We start from the raw sequence: 15,990 nt of genomic DNA on the forward strand, positions 1-15,990 counted from the left end.
AAGGAAAATAGAGATATTCAGTTAATTGGTGTTTGTTTATACTATTTCATTTTTTTGTAGTCGTTATACTCATAACTTAGGTTCTACCTGGGAATTAGGAAGTGGCTTTGCCACTTCTTTTATTTATCTAGTAATCCAGTAAAAAAGTAACTTTGTTAAACTTTTAATTTTTATTAAGTGTTATATCATTTCAGAAAATACTTGCTAAACATACATTGGTAGAGGCGTACATCTATACGCCCCTACAAACGATTCATTTCTTGCAAAGATTGTTGACAATAGTTATGATATCGTGTGCGTTTAATTGGCCAAGCAGTCTGACGGAATTTTGGTCATATAAACATGATGTTAGTCATTACTCATTGTATCTTCCCATCTCTCACGCCTGAGCTTGCTCTCCACATCGCGCGATCGCATTTCTTGCCAAGTCCCCCACATTAGAGATTGCTGTTTTTCAACATGGTTAATAAACTGCATAATTGAGTAATCTGCTTTGATGGGGGTTTTCAAATCAAACTGAATTGTTTGAAGAATCTTGATGTCACCCATGAGAAAGTATTTAGCCGCAATCTTAGTCAGCCATAGCACAACTCGATTGCATAACCAACCAAAAACTCCTTTACGTTTTTTAGTCATCAATAGAACTTGACCTTCAGTTTTTCCCCCTTCGTAGAGGCGAACTGCAACCATCATGTGGACATGAAAGAAATCAGGGCCAAGTGTCACAATGCCAATGCTACCGTACCAATAGCAAATACTGTAAGTTATGACATTTTTGTAGAACAAACGGATGAGCTTAATCAAAAAGAAATTGTCTTTGATGGGTGTAGTATTACTGAAGATAATTGCATTCTCATTTAGTTCGTGTCTTTCAAAAATAATTTCTAGTGGCAATTTGTGAACTGTATTGAGGTGTTGAGCATCAATTGCATTAATCATCACCACATTGGGATGACAGTTCAGCAAGAAGTGGGAATGGATGGCGACATCACACTCTTTTTGCTCTAACTCTGGAACAAAAGGTAGAGGTTGCTGTGGTATTTCTCCAGTCCAAACCCAAATCATCCCATATTTTTCAGCAGTAGGCCAAGTTTGTAACTTTACGGAAGGTGGTACATCTAAACACGGGATATCAATACACATCCCCTCAGCATCAAACTTCCAGTGGTGGAAAAAACAACGTAGTCCATTACCCTCAACTTTGCCTTCAGCAAGGTGAGCGCCCATGTGTGGACAGTAAGCATCTAAGGTAACTACTCTTTTATCTTTCCCACGGTAAATTACTAATTCTCTACCCAAAATCGTGACAGGTTTTACTTCACCCACCCGCAGATTTTGAGAGGGTGTTACCCAATACCATCCCTCAATAAAACGCTCTGGATTATTGAAAATTTTAGGTTTACGGATTGAGCTAAAAGTCTGCGAGTTGAGATTCATTTTTATGGTTTCACTTGAAGTGAAGCAGTTGATCTAGAAATAACATGGCAACTTCAAAAAAACAGTTACTTTCAGTACCATGAGAAACAGCTACCCAATAAATAGATAAAAATCATCAAGTAAAATCTGGAAAAAATATTATAAAAAATGTTAAAACTATGCAAATTTAATATTAGCTAAATTCCAAATATCCATTTAGAATAGATCATTTGAAAATTTCAAACTTAGTAAAATCTCTAATTAAATAAAAATTGCCAATACGGATGCCAATATTTGGCTCAACTCGCAAATTACTTAATATTTCAGAAAATATGTAATAATAATTACAAGAATTGGGAAAATCTACCATGTTAACTCAAGAGAAAAAACTGTTTTTAATTGGTCAGGTAACAGATTTAACTGGAATACCCATCAGGACAATTCGTTATTACGAGAGTTTAGGCTTAATCAATTCATTCAGACGAACAGAGGGAGGCTTTCGCCAGTTTTCATTGGATGTGCTGACTCGTCTAGCATTTATTAAAAGGGCACAAAATCTTGGTCTTAGCCTAGAAGAGATTGGAAATATTCTTCAAGTTTACGATCGAGGGCAAACTCCCTGTGGTGAAATCAAAGAAAAGCTTGAAGATAAAGTTTTGCAGATCGATCGCCAAATCGATCAGCTGTTAACTTTGCGCTCTGAAATTAATGGATTACTTTCAGGCTGGAAGAATACCAGCGACCATCATGAGAAGACAATTTGTCCGATTATTCAAAACACCTCTCAGGGCTGACACTAATCAGGAATCACGACTTTTATAGAGAAGAAACCAATACAACTCTAATCCAGTTAAGGCTAAACCTGCGATCGCAACATTAACTTTCAAGCTTAAAGGTTGCTCTTTGCTTTGGAATTGACTGGTTTGTTCGGAATATTGAGCAGTTGATAGCAGCTATTATCACTGCAAGTCATTAAGTTTCTTCGTTCTTAACCACATAACTAAAATTACAGCTGATTACGCAAGCAGTTAATTAACAGCAGCAATCGAATGATACAATAGACCTCTTGCAAAAGTGCTTTTTGCAAGAGGGGGAAAAGGGTAAAGGTTAAAGGAAAAAGGGACTTTTGCAGTACCTTTTTCCCCTTCCCCTCGCCCCTTATCCCCTTCTTGGGACCCCACTTTCCCCTTTTCCCGACTTATGCAAGAAGTCTAATGTCTCTGGCTTTTTGGCTCTCGCCTCAATATCATTGGCGATCGCACGCTTATCCGTTCGAGCATTACGAGAAAGCAACGCGATTTTGTGAGATGGCACAGAAGGAGCTGGGGAGGCTAGGGATTAAGCCTGCTTTTTGAACCAAATATTGAAACTGACCGCGCCAAGGAGCAATTATGTCGAAGAAAGTATTGATCGTCGTTTCAAATGCTTACGTCATTGGGTCCACACAACAGAAGGACAGGCAATTTTTTGCCGGAAGTCGCGCATCCATATGCTGAATTCGACAGAGCACAATACCAAATCGACTTTGCAAGTCTTACCGGAGATACTCCGTTTCTGGACGCGCTCAATCTAGCTAACGACCCCGATAATCTGGCCTTTTTGGTAGGAAAAGGATGGGCCTCAATGCAGAAAGCCAAGAAACTGTCAGACGTGGATGTTAGTCAGTATGACGCCATCTTCATACCTGGCGGTTTGGCGCCGATGGTTGATATGCCTGAACATCCGCTACTTAAGAAGGTTATCAAAGAGACGTACGAGCGAAAGGCGGTCGTTGGGGCTGTTTGTCATGGCCCGGTATCGCTGCTCAACGTCAAGCTGAGTAGCGGAACCTTTTTACTGGCCGGGAAAAATATCAGCTCATTTACAAATGACGAAGAAGAAAACTACGCTAAAGCTGATGTGCCTTTCGAGTTGGAGACAGCCCTCACCCAACAAGGCGCTATCTTCCATAAGACCGCACCTTGGCAGCCATACAGTATTGCCGATGGAAATCTCGTCACCGGCCAAAATCCCGCTTCTGCCAAAGGCGTTGCCGAAAAAATGATCGAACTCTTGGAAGCTGTGTGAAGCAGTATCCTGAAGGCATAACCACACGCTGCAACAGATCGGCTGGGCGTCGTTATCTCTGTTTGAATGTGCGTCCGGTGTCCGGGGTGAAATGAGCAACCGATACTGTTGGCGAACTTAATAATTCACCCAAAAGGGCGTTGTTGCGTGAATAGGTAATAATTGACCATTTTGCCTATTTAGGCTGAGAATATTCTTTTTGGTTGAAAGTTACGCAATCTCAGGGCATTGCTAACAACAGAAAGTGAAGAAAGTGCCATCGCCGCCCCGGCGATAATTGGATTGAGTAACCAACCAAAGATAGGGAACAAAATTCCCGCCGCAATAGGAATACCAATGACGTTGTAAATAAAGGCAAAGAAGAGATTTTGCTTAATATTATTGATGGTAGCGCGACTAAGTTGAATAGCCGTGACAATTAAGAGCAAATCTCCAGAAATTAAGGTGATATCGCTAGCTGCGATCGCTACATCTGTTCCCGTACCAATGGCAATTCCCACATCAGCCTGTGCTAAGGCTGGCGCATCATTTATGCCATCACCTACCATTGCGACAATTTTAGATTTTAGATTTTGGATTTTGGATTTGGGAAATTTCTCTATCTCCCCTTGCAAAGATTGAATAATCGCTGCCTTTTGATCTGGGCGGACTTCCGCAAAGATTCGCTCTATGCCAACTTGTCTAGCGATCGCATCAGCAGTTTTACGATTATCTCCGGTGAGCATTACTACTTCTAAACCTAACTTCTGTAAGGCTTTCACCACTGCTGTTGATGAAGGTTTTAGGGCATCGGCAATACCCATTATTCCTTGTAGTTCGCCATCTACAGCAATCAAAATAACTGTTTTACCAGCAGCTTCCCAGGCATCTTTATATTGCTGGAGAGTGATGGTGTTAATTCCAAGTTCGGTTAACCAACGTTGTGTACCAATTTGCACAAGCTGATTTGCCACAACTGCTTGCACACCACTACCTGCATTAGCTACGAAGTTTTTTGCATCTATTAAACTCACCTCTTGAGACTGGGCGTATTTTACAACTGCTTCAGCTAAAGGATGCTCAGAATTGCGTTCTACCGTTGCTGCTAACTGTAAAAGCTGGATTTCATTACCATTAGCTGTGCCGTTGACTGTTACAAAGTCTGTAACTGTAGGTTTCCCCTGAGTCAAAGTACCGGTTTTATCTAAAACGATGGTTTGAATTTTGTGTGCTAGTTCTAAGCTGTCAGCACCCTTAATCAAGATGCCATTTTCTGCACCTTTGCCCGTCCCCACCATTACAGATGTGGGGGTAGCTAAACCCAAAGCACAAGGACAAGCGATAATTAGTACACTCACCATTGTCATTGTTGCTAAGGTAAGGTTGCCAGTGAAATTAAACCAAATGACGAAAGTGGCGATCGCGATCGCAATCACAGCTGGTACAAACCATCCTGTAACTCGATCTGCCAAGCGCTGAATGGGTGCTTTTGAACCTTGTGCTTGTTGCACTAGTTTGACGATTTGAGCCAAAAACGTATCATTTCCGATTCGTGTCACCCGAAACTGAAATGCACCCGCACCGTTAATCGTCGCCCCAATCACCTCATCTCCTGGCTGCTTTTTGACTGGCAAACTTTCACCCGTCACCATCGCTTCATTTACCGTTGAAGCGCCTGTAATCACTTCGCCATCCACTGGAATCTTTTCACCAGGACGCATTAAAATCACATCGTTGATTCTGACTTCGGCGATGGGAACATCAATTTCTCTACCATCACGGATAACTCTGGCATCTCTAGCTTGCAGTCCGATGAGTTTGCGGATAGCTTCGGAAGTTTGTCCCCTAGCGCGATTTTCTAACAACCGCCCCAGCAAAATTAAGGTAATCACAATGGCGGCAACTTCATAATAGATATGAGGTATCAAGCCTTGAGCAATAAAAAATTTGGGGAAAATAGTGACAAACAAAGAATATAGATACGCTGCACTTGTGCCCAAAGCAATCAGCGTGTCCATCGTTGCTGTATGGCGCTTGAGGGATTTCCAAGCATTGCGGTAAAAAGATCCTCCACACCAGAATACGACAGGTGTTGTCAGCACTAACTGTATCCAAGGATTTTGCAAGAAACTTGGAATCAAGGGTGAATTTAGCCCAGTCATCATGGGCAATGACCCCAAAAATAGGAAAATGCTGATTACACCTCCCACCGCTACCTTGAGGGAAAGTTGGCGTTGTAATGCTTGCCTACTCGCAATCTCTGCATCATCTTCTTCGGTGAGCAATTCTTCCTGAAGTGAGTAAGAAGAGTATCCCGCAGCTGCGATCGCACTTTGGATTTTCTCTAAATTCGCTAGAGAGCGATCGTATTCGATCGTAGCTTGCTCTGCTCCAAAATTAACGTTACAGTCAATTACCCCAGAAACAGAGCGAATTGCCTTTTCGATATTGTTGGCGCAAGCGGCACAACTCATGCCTCGAAGTTTGAGTGTGAGAGTATCCATAACTAGATGAACCCCTGTGATTGGTGTGAGGAGCGTGAAGAAGGCAGGAGGCAGGTGGGTCACTGAGCGTAGTCGAAACACTGCCTCCTGCCTTTCTTGCTAAAAATTAAGCAACTGGATAACCCGCAGCAGCTAATGCTTCCTTAATTGCTGTTTCTGATGCTTGAGTTTCAACACTGACAAGCTTGGTTGTTGGATCGGCTTGAACGCTAGCATTGGCATCGACTGCCTGAAGTGTTTTGGTGATGGTGCTTGCACAAGCAGAACAAGCCATGTTGGGAACTGTGAGTTGGAGAGTCATAGATTTACGGGATAATATGAACAACTTAGCCAGATCGGGCTGGATGATTGAGACGTATCTCTCACACATTAGAAATAACTGGAAAGAGAGTCGCCTTAAATTTATCCTAGACTCTCTAGCCGGCTGGAGAGTCTAGAGATTTTTAAAAGTTTTTCGCCAAACTTCAAATTTCTTTACAGCTTTAGATTGACTGAGTAACCGTTGCCCATCAAAAATACAACGTACTACAAAACACTTGTCATTTGATGAAACTGTGTGTTATTAAGGCTATATAACCACATTAGTCAGAATTAACTTGTTGTTTTGCCCACAGTTCTGGAAAAATGACCTTCTGCACTAATTGAGACGCGGCTGCTGAACCAAGTCTCCTCCTCTCTTCACAACAAAGGGTCTTTTTTAAGACCTTATTTGGAGTTTTCATGCAGCCAAAAAATCTCAAACGTCTCCTGCGTGCTTTAGAGCGGCAAGGTTTAGATGTAACTTATAACAATCGCACTTATTCAGTTCGTTTAGTTAATTCTCCTGATGCCCCTGTAGCAGAAGTGTTGCTGCCAGAAGACTTCCCCGTAGAAGCTAAGGCATTAAAGCAGTTAGCAAATTTAGCAAGCGTCCGTCACCCGTCAGGTGGATGCGTTTGTCGCGCCTGTGCTACGCCTGACTTTCACCCAGGTGATGCGGGTGTTGCCATTGGTTCAGTCGTAGAAACTGTGGGTCAAGTCATTCCTGGTGCTGTCGGTTCTGACATCAATTGTGGGATGCGCCTGCATGTTGTTGATTTGACAATTGAGGAATTCCTGGCAAAGCGCGACCAATTCGTAGAACGGATGAAGGGGGATTACTTCTTCGGTACGCGTGATGTGACAATGACTGCTCAAGCAATGCGATCGCTATTTCAGTACGGAGTTCCCGGTTGGCTGGATGCCATGCTAGACGAGCCTACAGGGAGTGTAATCAAATCTGATTTACAACAACTTGCCCAAGAGAGCGATCGCATTTTCTTAGATGGTTCAATGGATGGTGAATGGAAACTAGCACCTGAAGAATTGGTTCCCGATGCTGGATTAGTACGCGATGGCGGACTGGCAACCATTGGCGGCGGCAATCATTTTGTCGAAGTGCAACGGGTTGATAAAGTTGAAAATCGCCCACTTGCCCACGCCTGGGGAGTGCGCGAGGGACAGCTAGCTTTTATGATTCACTCTGGTTCTCGAAACGTGGGTAAGTATATTGGGGGAATGTGGCGAGATCGAGCTAAGGCGACTTGGCAAAAAGGTCTAAAGTACCCTGATTCTCAGATTTTTCCTCTCTCTACTTCTTCTCATCCTGAACTAGTTGCCAGTTACCTACAAGCTGAGGCCACTGCTGCTAACTACGCTTTTGTCAATCGCCTGTTGTTAGCAGAATTGCTACGTCTGCGTTTGCGAGAAGTATACAAAGATGTCGAAGCACCTTTAGTTTATGACTTGCCCCATAACATCACCTTAGCAGAAGGTCAGGGATGGGTAACACGCAAGGGCGCTTGTCCCTGCCCATCTTGGACAACCAGTGATTATCCCTGGTTCGATGGGTGCTTATTCTTATCTGATGGTGGGTAAAGGGAATCCAGCATTTTGTAATTCGGCGTCACATGGGGCGGGAAGAATTCGTTCTCGCTTCGACCTCAGTCGCAAAGGTGCATCTCAAAGTCAGGCAGAACTGGGATTAACCGGAGTAGACTGCATCACCCTGCGTGAAGAACGCCGAATTGAGGAAGCACCTGCTGCCTACAAACCGATTCAGTCTGTGATTGATGTGCAAGTTGAAGCAGAAATGGTAGACGTTGTAGCGCGATTAAGTCCGGTGTTGACATTTAAGGCGTAGCTGCTAAATAAAAAGCCCCTGGTAAACACCAGGGGTATCCATCTTTATTCCCTCATTCAGAATCGCATCTATGAAGCTATAGTAAATCCGTATTAATGCAATAATTACATATTAATGATGCTTATTTTGCAATTGACGAGTTAGAGCGGAATTTACTCAGTGGCATGGATGAGAGCTATATCTACGACGGGCTATTCGGCGTCGCTTTTTTGCAATCTCCATTCAAAACATGGGATTGTGTTCATTATCCCAACACTTGCGATCGCTCCAATTTCTGCCAGTATGTTCGCATTCAGATGCATTATCTATCCAAGGAATCGATGTAGAGTGGTACGAGTTTCCAATGGAAGCGAATAAGCTAGCACTGAATAAGGGTAATAATAAAGATAAAATTATTAATGTACAAATCGGTAGAGTGATTAAATATGCACTCAGCAGTACAATGTTGCTATGAGTCAAAATAAATGTACCTATTTTCTTGTTTTTTTGACGAGTTTTTAAGCTGGTTTTTGAATTCGAGAAATGCATAATGCAACCCTATTAATACCAGTTTATATAACAATCAAATTTGATTTTTAATAGCCAAGCTAACTGAGAGCAAGCCCGATCGGGTTTTGCTCTCAGTATATTTAGCAAAAATCAAATATGAGTCTTATATAAGTATGGATTTTTACGTAAGAATATTATTCAGGCTATACACTCTGATGTCAAAGGTACAAGTGACGACTTCTTATAATTTTTAATTTGTGGGCGAAAAAAAATATTTTACATGAAAATATCTTGAAGTTTTAGCACTCGCTTTTGTGTAAGTACTGACAACTTTAAGTTATCTGGATTATTGCGATCGCTTTTTGATAAAGTGTAAATTTGAGTTCCCATCGCAGCCTTTGAGCATGGAAACCATAATTTCGAGATATTCTAATCAGCAACAGTAGTCGGGTTGGGGGACACAGATGACTCGCAGAAAGCTTTTCCAGAGATGAAGAGATTCCGGTTCGCAACCTTAAGTATGTGCGGACATTTGCCGAAGCTTATCCAGACGAGGAATTTGTGCAAGCAAAAAGAAGATACAGTGGGTGGGAAACGCAAAGAAACGGAGAGAGTATTTATTAATAACTTCTCCGCCTCTGTGCGTATTTAATAAACAACTACCACCAAACTCGATTTCCATTTTCGTCAACTCGTGCTTCCCGAATTACGTCGGAAATTTCTTCAGCATCTTTAACGTGATGGAGTGCTTTCTTTTCGCCGTCGGGTTCATCGACAACGAAGTAAGTAGGTACTGTGATTTTGTCGCCTGTAATATCTGGTACATCATCAATAGCTGCCTGTTTAGCCTTCTCTTCAACTGATTGAGGCTTATCAGAAATTCTATCTCCTGGATTCGCGGTTAGGTTTCTTTCGTTCACATCCGGCTTTTCACGAGAATCCCGATCTTCGCTTACTGGTTGATTAATTTGATTTTCTTGATTTTTATCACTCATGGCGCTTTCAGTTATTAAAATATGGAACTCGACTAACAACAGCTTAAAAAATCAAGGGTATAAAGAGTTCTTTCTCTGGAGAGAGTTTAAGAATATATTTTGAATAGATTTTGTGAGGAACATATCTTAGGTTATAGCCTAGCTCTGAGGTTTATAAATAACCTCCTACTCCAGAAATAAATAATAATTAAAAATTACAGTTCAGGCGCAACTCTTAAAAAATCAAATTTATTAAAATTAACCTACAGTAAACACAAATGTACATATTAATATTAATGCGATCGCACCGTAGTATATTAGTAAACCTTTGTGGGTAAATCCAATCATCATGGAAGATTATTCTACTAAAGTCAGCCAAAGTCGTGAGATAGACCTAGAAACCCAATGCTTCACTCGATCGCAAGTATTCACGCTGTCAAAATTATCTTCCAGGATCGGTTGCACTGGCTGAAGACGGCAAACAAATTCAGGCAATGCACTATTAGCAACCGCAAAGTCAGAAATTCCGATTCTGGTAAAATTATCTGATTATTCAAAACGGGCCGCAAATTGCTGAGTACGCTATCAGTCCAATCTGCACCCATTTAGGATGTACAGTCAAGTGGGATCTTGAGAAGAATCACTTTATTTGTCCTTGTCATGGATCTCAATACGATTCTCAGGGTCGAGTTGTTCATGGCCCAGCTAAACGTTCTTTACCACTAATTACCGTAGTAGTCAAGCAAAACCAAATTCGTTTAGTCGATCGCAAACCTGCTGTAGATCCTCGTTAACCTAGCATTATCAAACAAATTGAACAATACCACCATACTTTTTAAGCAAGTTATAAATTATAAAAGACTAACAAAAATTACTGCATGATTTAAATTTGTCGGGTAAGCTGACAACAGCAGTTTTATTCTCAAACCAATGACCGCAAGTAGTCCCAAAATTTTAGCCCTGGACTTTGATGGAGTGATTTGCGACGGACTAATTGAATATTTTGAGGTAGCATGGCGCACCTACTGTGAAATTTGGTCTCCTACTAATGACACACCACCAGATGATTTAGCTTTAAGATTCTATCGTCTACGCCCTGTTATTGAAACTGGTTGGGAAATGCCCGTTTTAATTAAAGCTTTGTTAGATGGAATTCCTGATAATAAGATTCTTCATGAATGGGCAAATATCGCCCCACAACTTTTATTAGATGATAAACTACAGGCAAGAGAAATTGCTGCAAAATTAGATCGACAGCGAGATGAATGGATTACCACGGATTTAGGTGGTTGGCTGAGTCTACATAGATTTTATCCGGGTGTAGTAGAAAAAATCAAATTAACTGTTGACAGTGGAGTTAAGCTATTTATTGTGACAACTAAAGAAGGGCGTTTTGTGCAACAGTTGTTGCAACAAGAAGGGGTGAATTTACCACCGGAAGCAATTTTTGGCAAAGAAGTCAAGCGTCCCAAATATGAAATTTTACGAGAATTAATCCAGTCAGCAGGTGATAAGCCAGTTAGTCTTTGGTTTGTAGAAGATAGACTCAAGGCATTACAGTTAGTCCAACAGCAAGCAGACCTTGAGGATGTGAAACTTTTTCTTGCAGACTGGGGCTATAATACCCAAGCAGAACGGGAATTTGCCCAAAACGATCCGCGAATTCAATTGTTATCACTTTCTCAGTTTACTAAGGATTTCTCAGCTTGGCTTTAATCTATTAAACATTTAGTAAAAAAGAGACGTAGCAATTGCTACGTCTCTACAAAAGCTCTGAATAATGCATATTTAATTTCTGGTTATGTCTATTAAACCTTTTGCATAAATCACAAAATTTGAATCTCACCTCGCCAAAGCTATGCTTTGTCTCCCCTCCGCTTACTAAAGGGTAAGTGTGAGGAACTTTTGCAAGATATCTATTAAATAAAACTATGTGTTTTGTAAATTTAGGTGAAATAATAACTCATAACTATTCATTCCTCACTTAGCACTTATTTTTATGCTTGACCTCACAAAACTAGCGCGACAAATGCAGGGTTTAAGTCAGCATCTTACATTAGAAGCTGCTGCCAGTCGTCAGCGTTTAGAAATGGCACAACAACATTTAAAAAATGCTTACGAGTGTCAACAAGATTTAATCGATCGCCAGGAAAAATGGCGCGATCGCATTCTCTTTGCTAATGCTACCCCAATCGAGCCGCTAGAAACCTGCATCGATATCCCAGTTCCCCCAAAAATTCATACTGTCATCGCTACCGATGGTTCCCAAATTGCCCCCAACCATCATGAAATTGCTTACTGTTATCTGCTAAATATTGGCAGAGTCGTCTTGCACTACGGACAAAATCGCCATCCATTACTCGATAGTTTGCCAGAAGTATTTTATCGCCCAGAAGATTTATATATGTCTCGGCAATGGGGAATTAGAACCGAGGAATGGATGAGTTTTCGCCGTACTGCTTCCGAAACAACGGTGTTAGCAGAACTTGCGTGTAGTGCAGCACAAGCGGAAACGCCAGCGCTAGCGATGGTAGATGGTTCGCTAATTTACTGGTTTTTAGAACAATTGCCGATGGATGCACGCGATCGCATTTTACCCCCCATCCTAGAAGCTTGGCAGCAGATGCGTGATGCTGGAATTCCTTTAATGGGTTATCTTAGCGCCTCTCGCAGCATCGAAACAATGAACTTTTTACGGTTATTAGCTTGTCCCCATCCAGCGCCAGACTGTAAAAGTCATTGCCCAAATCAACTAGAAAAAGTACCTTGTAAAATTTTTGAACAGTTGCGAGATACTTCTGTTTGGGCAAACCGACTCAAACCAGGGGGACAACGCAGTACCTTGTGGCGCAGCAATTCCCCCATTTTGGAACTTTATGGCGATCAAACAATTTACTTTTGCTATGTCCACGTTGGCACCGAAATCGCCCGCATCGAAGTTCCGGTATGGGTAGCCGAGAATGCAACCATGTTAGACCAAGCACTAGGACTGATGTTAGCACAAGTGCAAAAAGGATATGGTTATCCTGTAGCGCTCGCCGAAGCGCATAATCAAGCAGTAGTAAAAGGTGGCGATAAAGCGCGTTTCTTTGCTCTACTTGAACAACAAATGATTAAAGCTGGTTTGAAAAACGTGGGAACTTCCTACAAAGAAGCCAGAAAGCGCGGGAGTATTGCTTAAAATAATTTGTAATCACGCTCCTGCGGACGCTCGAATACTCGCTAACGCTAACGCTGGGTTAACGTAATTCATAATTCGTAATTGAATTCTTAACTACAAATTACGCTTTGCGGTACTAATACCTTAGCTACTTAAGGACAATTACAGATAAAAGTTCTGATGAATTCAGTTTACGTAACACTTCTTATTTTAAATTTAAAATCTAAATGTTTACTTTACAGCTTTTTAGGGAAACCTTTATTTAGTAGAGAATTAACTCAATAACTAGCTAGTTTCCTCAGTAGAAACTACTAGATACTTATTGGCTCTACATCAAGTTAATTACGTTTTTATTGGTAAGCTCAACAGTCTTGGTTAGAACTGGCATTACGTGAGTTCCTGGGTTGATAGATGACATCAAAATGGTAATTAAACTTCAATAAATAAACGTATTAACTGATTTAACCTTTTTCAAAAAAGATTCATACCTAAAAAGCTGATGAAACTAGTTAAATATGAGTTCAACAAATCTGAAGAAAAATACTCCCGTTTTTTTTCAATTTCTTTAGATTTATTGTGTATTGCTAACTTTGATGGTTATTTTAAGTATTTAAATCCGGTATGGACAAAAATATTAGGTTGGTCAATTCCGGAACTTGTTGCTCAACCCTTTATCGAATTTGTTCATCCTGAAGACCGTGAATCCACTATTGTTGCAGCTGAAAAAATTGCACAATCTGTAGATGCAGTTAGCTTTGAAAACCGCTATCTTTGTCAGGATGGTTCTTACAAATGGCTGTCATGGAATGCAACTAGTTTCAGTGAAGAAAAGTTGATTTATGCAGTAGCTCGTGACATAACTCTTAATAAAGAGAATGAGATAGCGCTACAAAAATCTATCAAAGAATTAGAAGCTTTTAAATTTGCCTTAAATGCTCATTCCCTGGTAGCTATTACTGATAAATCTGGAAAAATAACCTATGTCAATGACCTATTTTGTGAAGTTTCTAAATATTCTTCAGAAGAACTTCTAGGGCAAGATCATCGGATTATCAATTCTGGACACCACACAAAAGAATTTTTTGCAAATTTATGGAAAACTATTGCTCAAGGAAAAATATGGAAGGGAGAAATTCAAAATAAAGCCAAGGATGGAACTTTTTATTGGGTTGATACTTTGATCGCCCCAATGTTGGGACAAGATGGAAAGCCCTATCAATATGTATCAATTCGTACAGATATTACACAGCGTAAGCTTTCAGAGTTAGCTTTATTGGAGCGATCGCGCTTGTCAGTTTTGAGTGCAGAAGTCAGTTTAGCCTTATCTCAAAGTGGCACACTTCCAGAAATTCTGCAAAATTGTACAAATACTATTTCCCAATACCTTGATATCGGCTTCGTTTGTATCTGGACATTTGAACGCCAGACAAACCAGCTACAATTGCAAGCTGGCGTTCATTGCACAGAGATTACTTGTAGTGCTTTGAGCGATACTCAAGATTTCCCAGATCATATCGCTTTAGTTAATAATACTATTGGCTTAATGATTCAAAACCATCAAGCTATTTTTAATCAAGAATTATCAATTAGTAATTCAGTAAAGCTTATAGAGTCTACATTTTCAATTTCTCGATTTTCCGCTTATCCTCTGATAGTAGAGCAGCAATTAATCGGCATCATTGCTTTATTCAGCAAGCAATTATTTACCGAACCAACTCATAACTTATTAAATTGGATTGCTAATAATATTGCTGTAGCTATTGACCGAATCTGGGCGCGAGAAGAACTCCTCAGCCGTCGGGAAGCCTTATTACTGCGTTTAGCTAGCCAAATCCGCAGTTCTCTTAACCTAGATATGATCTTAGAAACAGCTGTGAACGAAATTCGCAGCTTATTACAAATTGACCGTTGCTACTTTCTTTCTTATTTACCGCACCCATCTCAACCAAGCCTGACTATTACCTATGAAGCGCGAAACCCTAACTTGACAAGTATGTTAGGCAGTATTCCACTGCAAAAAAGTAATTTTTTGACTCAAACCCTTCTCTCTCAAGAACTAATTTGTATAGAAAATATTAATAGTAAATCACCACTTGATTATGATATGCAAGAACTTTTAACTGAGTTTGGGATTACATCTCAACTAATGCTACCAGTTAAAAGTAATTCTGGAGAGATTGGAGCGATTGTGTGCAGTCATTGCAGTGGCGATCGCATTTGGAATAACAGTGAAATTAGCCTACTACAAGCTGTTTGCGATCAACTAGCGATCGCTATCGATCATGCACAACTTTATATCCAAAGTCGCACTGCTACTTTAGAAGCTCAAACTCAAGCTGAAAAACTCACCGAAACCTTGCATAAATTGCAACAAACTCAATCTCAACTGATCCAAAATGAAAAAATGTCTAGCTTAGGACAATTAGTCGCTGGAGTTGCTCATGAAATCAACAATCCAGTTAATTTTATTCATGGTAACTTAACCTTTGCTAACGAATACTTTCAAGAGATGTTAACTCTGTTGCACCTTTATCAGCAACATTATCCCCAACCGGAAGTAGAAATTGAAAACTTCGCTAAAAAAATTGATTTGGAATTCCTTACCAATGACCTTTCTCAACTCCTATCATCGATGAATATGGGTACTAATCGTATTCGTGAAATTGTTTTAGGATTGCGAAATTTTTCTCGTCATGATGAAGCAGATAAAAAATTAGTTGACATTCATGAAGGAATTGAAAATACCTTATTAATTTTGCATCATCGGTGGAAAAACAATGGAATTGGCTTGGATATATCTATAATTAAAGAATATGGGAATTTGCCTCTAGTTGATTGTTATGCTGGGCAGTTAAATCAAGTGTTTATGAATATTTTAACTAATGCGATCGATGCCTTAGAAGAGTCAATGGTCAAGATAAAAACAAATTATAAACCGCAAATTGTAATTCGTACTGAAATTTTAGAGAGTAAATTTGTTGTCATCCGAATTGCTGACAACGGATTAGGAATGGTAGAAGATATTAAAAAGCGGTTATTCGATCCATTTTTTACCACAAAACAGGTAGGTAAGGGAACAGGTTTAGGATTGTCAATTAGCTACCAAATTATAGTAGAAAAACATGGTGGAATTTTGAATTGTCTCTCAGAACCAGGACAAGGCACAGAATTCTGGATTCAAATTCCAATTTAAAACTTTTGAAGACTGAAAAATCTTAAATTATGATTTGCGATCGCTCC

14 protein-coding genes are annotated in these 15,990 nt (G+C 40.3%); 9 read left to right on the forward strand and 5 right to left on the reverse strand.

Features of this window, described 5'->3' with window-relative positions; all coding sequences use genetic code 11:
* Positions 1–348: 348 nt before the first annotated feature.
* Positions 349–1,437, reverse strand: a complete 1,089-nt coding sequence (locus tag NSTCB13_RS32840) for an aromatic ring-hydroxylating dioxygenase subunit alpha (RefSeq protein ID WP_448275206.1) — start codon at positions 1,435–1,437, stop codon at positions 349–351.
* A 347-nt stretch (positions 1,438–1,784) separates the two neighbouring features.
* Here NSTCB13_RS32840 and NSTCB13_RS32845 point away from each other — a divergent pair, with 347 nt between their 5' ends.
* Positions 1,785–2,210: a heavy metal-responsive transcriptional regulator gene (locus tag NSTCB13_RS32845; RefSeq protein ID WP_448275207.1), complete on the forward strand. Its 426-nt coding sequence runs from the start codon at positions 1,785–1,787 to the stop codon at positions 2,208–2,210.
* A 673-nt stretch (positions 2,211–2,883) separates the two neighbouring features.
* Positions 2,884–3,483: a type 1 glutamine amidotransferase domain-containing protein gene (locus NSTCB13_RS32850; protein WP_448275208.1), complete on the forward strand. Its 600-nt coding sequence runs from the start codon at positions 2,884–2,886 to the stop codon at positions 3,481–3,483.
* Between the two features lie 179 nt (positions 3,484–3,662).
* Here the strand turns inward: NSTCB13_RS32850 and NSTCB13_RS32855 are convergent, their stop codons facing one another.
* Both NSTCB13_RS32855 and NSTCB13_RS32860 read right to left on the reverse strand, forming a co-directional pair.
* The gene (locus NSTCB13_RS32855; RefSeq protein WP_448275868.1) at positions 3,663–5,966 is read right to left on the reverse strand and encodes a heavy metal translocating P-type ATPase; all 2,304 of its coding nucleotides are present in this window, start codon (positions 5,964–5,966) and stop codon (positions 3,663–3,665) included.
* Between the two features lie 106 nt (positions 5,967–6,072).
* Positions 6,073–6,267, reverse strand: a complete 195-nt coding sequence (locus NSTCB13_RS32860; protein WP_094350009.1) for a heavy-metal-associated domain-containing protein — start codon at positions 6,265–6,267, stop codon at positions 6,073–6,075.
* Positions 6,268–6,686: 419 nt separating this feature from the next.
* Here NSTCB13_RS32860 and NSTCB13_RS32865 point away from each other — a divergent pair, with 419 nt between their 5' ends.
* The 3 genes from NSTCB13_RS32865 (at position 6,687) to NSTCB13_RS32875 (ending at position 8,581) form a co-directional block, all read left to right on the forward strand.
* Positions 6,687–7,862 carry an RtcB family protein gene (locus NSTCB13_RS32865; protein WP_448275209.1) on the forward strand — a complete coding sequence of 392 codons (1,176 nt, stop codon included), beginning with the start codon at positions 6,687–6,689 and terminating at the stop codon, positions 7,860–7,862.
* Positions 7,831–8,127, forward strand: a complete 297-nt coding sequence (locus NSTCB13_RS32870) for an RtcB family protein (RefSeq protein ID WP_448275211.1) — start codon at positions 7,831–7,833, stop codon at positions 8,125–8,127. Before NSTCB13_RS32865 ends, NSTCB13_RS32870 begins: the two co-directional genes overlap by 32 nt.
* Before the next feature lie 229 nt (positions 8,128–8,356).
* Positions 8,357–8,581 carry a hypothetical protein gene (locus NSTCB13_RS32875; protein ID WP_445631757.1) on the forward strand — a complete coding sequence of 75 codons (225 nt, stop codon included), beginning with the start codon at positions 8,357–8,359 and terminating at the stop codon, positions 8,579–8,581.
* Positions 8,582–9,275: 694 nt separating this feature from the next.
* Here NSTCB13_RS32875 and NSTCB13_RS32880 read toward each other — a convergent pair.
* Both NSTCB13_RS32880 and NSTCB13_RS32885 read right to left on the reverse strand, forming a co-directional pair.
* The gene (locus NSTCB13_RS32880) at positions 9,276–9,611 is read right to left on the reverse strand and encodes a hypothetical protein (protein ID WP_322693734.1); all 336 of its coding nucleotides are present in this window, start codon (positions 9,609–9,611) and stop codon (positions 9,276–9,278) included.
* A gap of 336 nt (positions 9,612–9,947) precedes the next feature.
* Positions 9,948–10,085, reverse strand: a complete 138-nt coding sequence (locus NSTCB13_RS32885; RefSeq protein ID WP_448275213.1) for a hypothetical protein — start codon at positions 10,083–10,085, stop codon at positions 9,948–9,950.
* 98 nt (positions 10,086–10,183) lie between these two features.
* On the opposite strand from NSTCB13_RS32885, the gene NSTCB13_RS32890 reads away from it, so the two are divergent.
* The 4 genes from NSTCB13_RS32890 (at position 10,184) to NSTCB13_RS32905 (ending at position 15,943) form a co-directional block, all read left to right on the forward strand.
* Positions 10,184–10,384, forward strand: coding sequence for a Rieske 2Fe-2S domain-containing protein (locus tag NSTCB13_RS32890; protein WP_448275869.1), 201 nt, complete (start codon positions 10,184–10,186; stop codon positions 10,382–10,384).
* Positions 10,385–10,520: 136 nt separating this feature from the next.
* Complete coding sequence (locus NSTCB13_RS32895; protein ID WP_448275215.1) at positions 10,521–11,306, forward strand: HAD family hydrolase; 786 nt, start codon at positions 10,521–10,523, stop codon at positions 11,304–11,306.
* 283 nt (positions 11,307–11,589) lie between these two features.
* Complete coding sequence (locus NSTCB13_RS32900; RefSeq protein WP_448275216.1) at positions 11,590–12,771, forward strand: DNA double-strand break repair nuclease NurA; 1,182 nt, start codon at positions 11,590–11,592, stop codon at positions 12,769–12,771.
* A 478-nt stretch (positions 12,772–13,249) separates the two neighbouring features.
* On the forward strand, positions 13,250–15,943 hold the full coding sequence (locus NSTCB13_RS32905) for a PAS domain S-box protein (protein WP_448275218.1): 2,694 nt from the start codon (positions 13,250–13,252) through the stop codon (positions 15,941–15,943).
* Positions 15,944–15,990: the final 47 nt, after the last annotated feature.

The organism is Nostoc sp. DSM 114160, assembly GCF_053470305.1.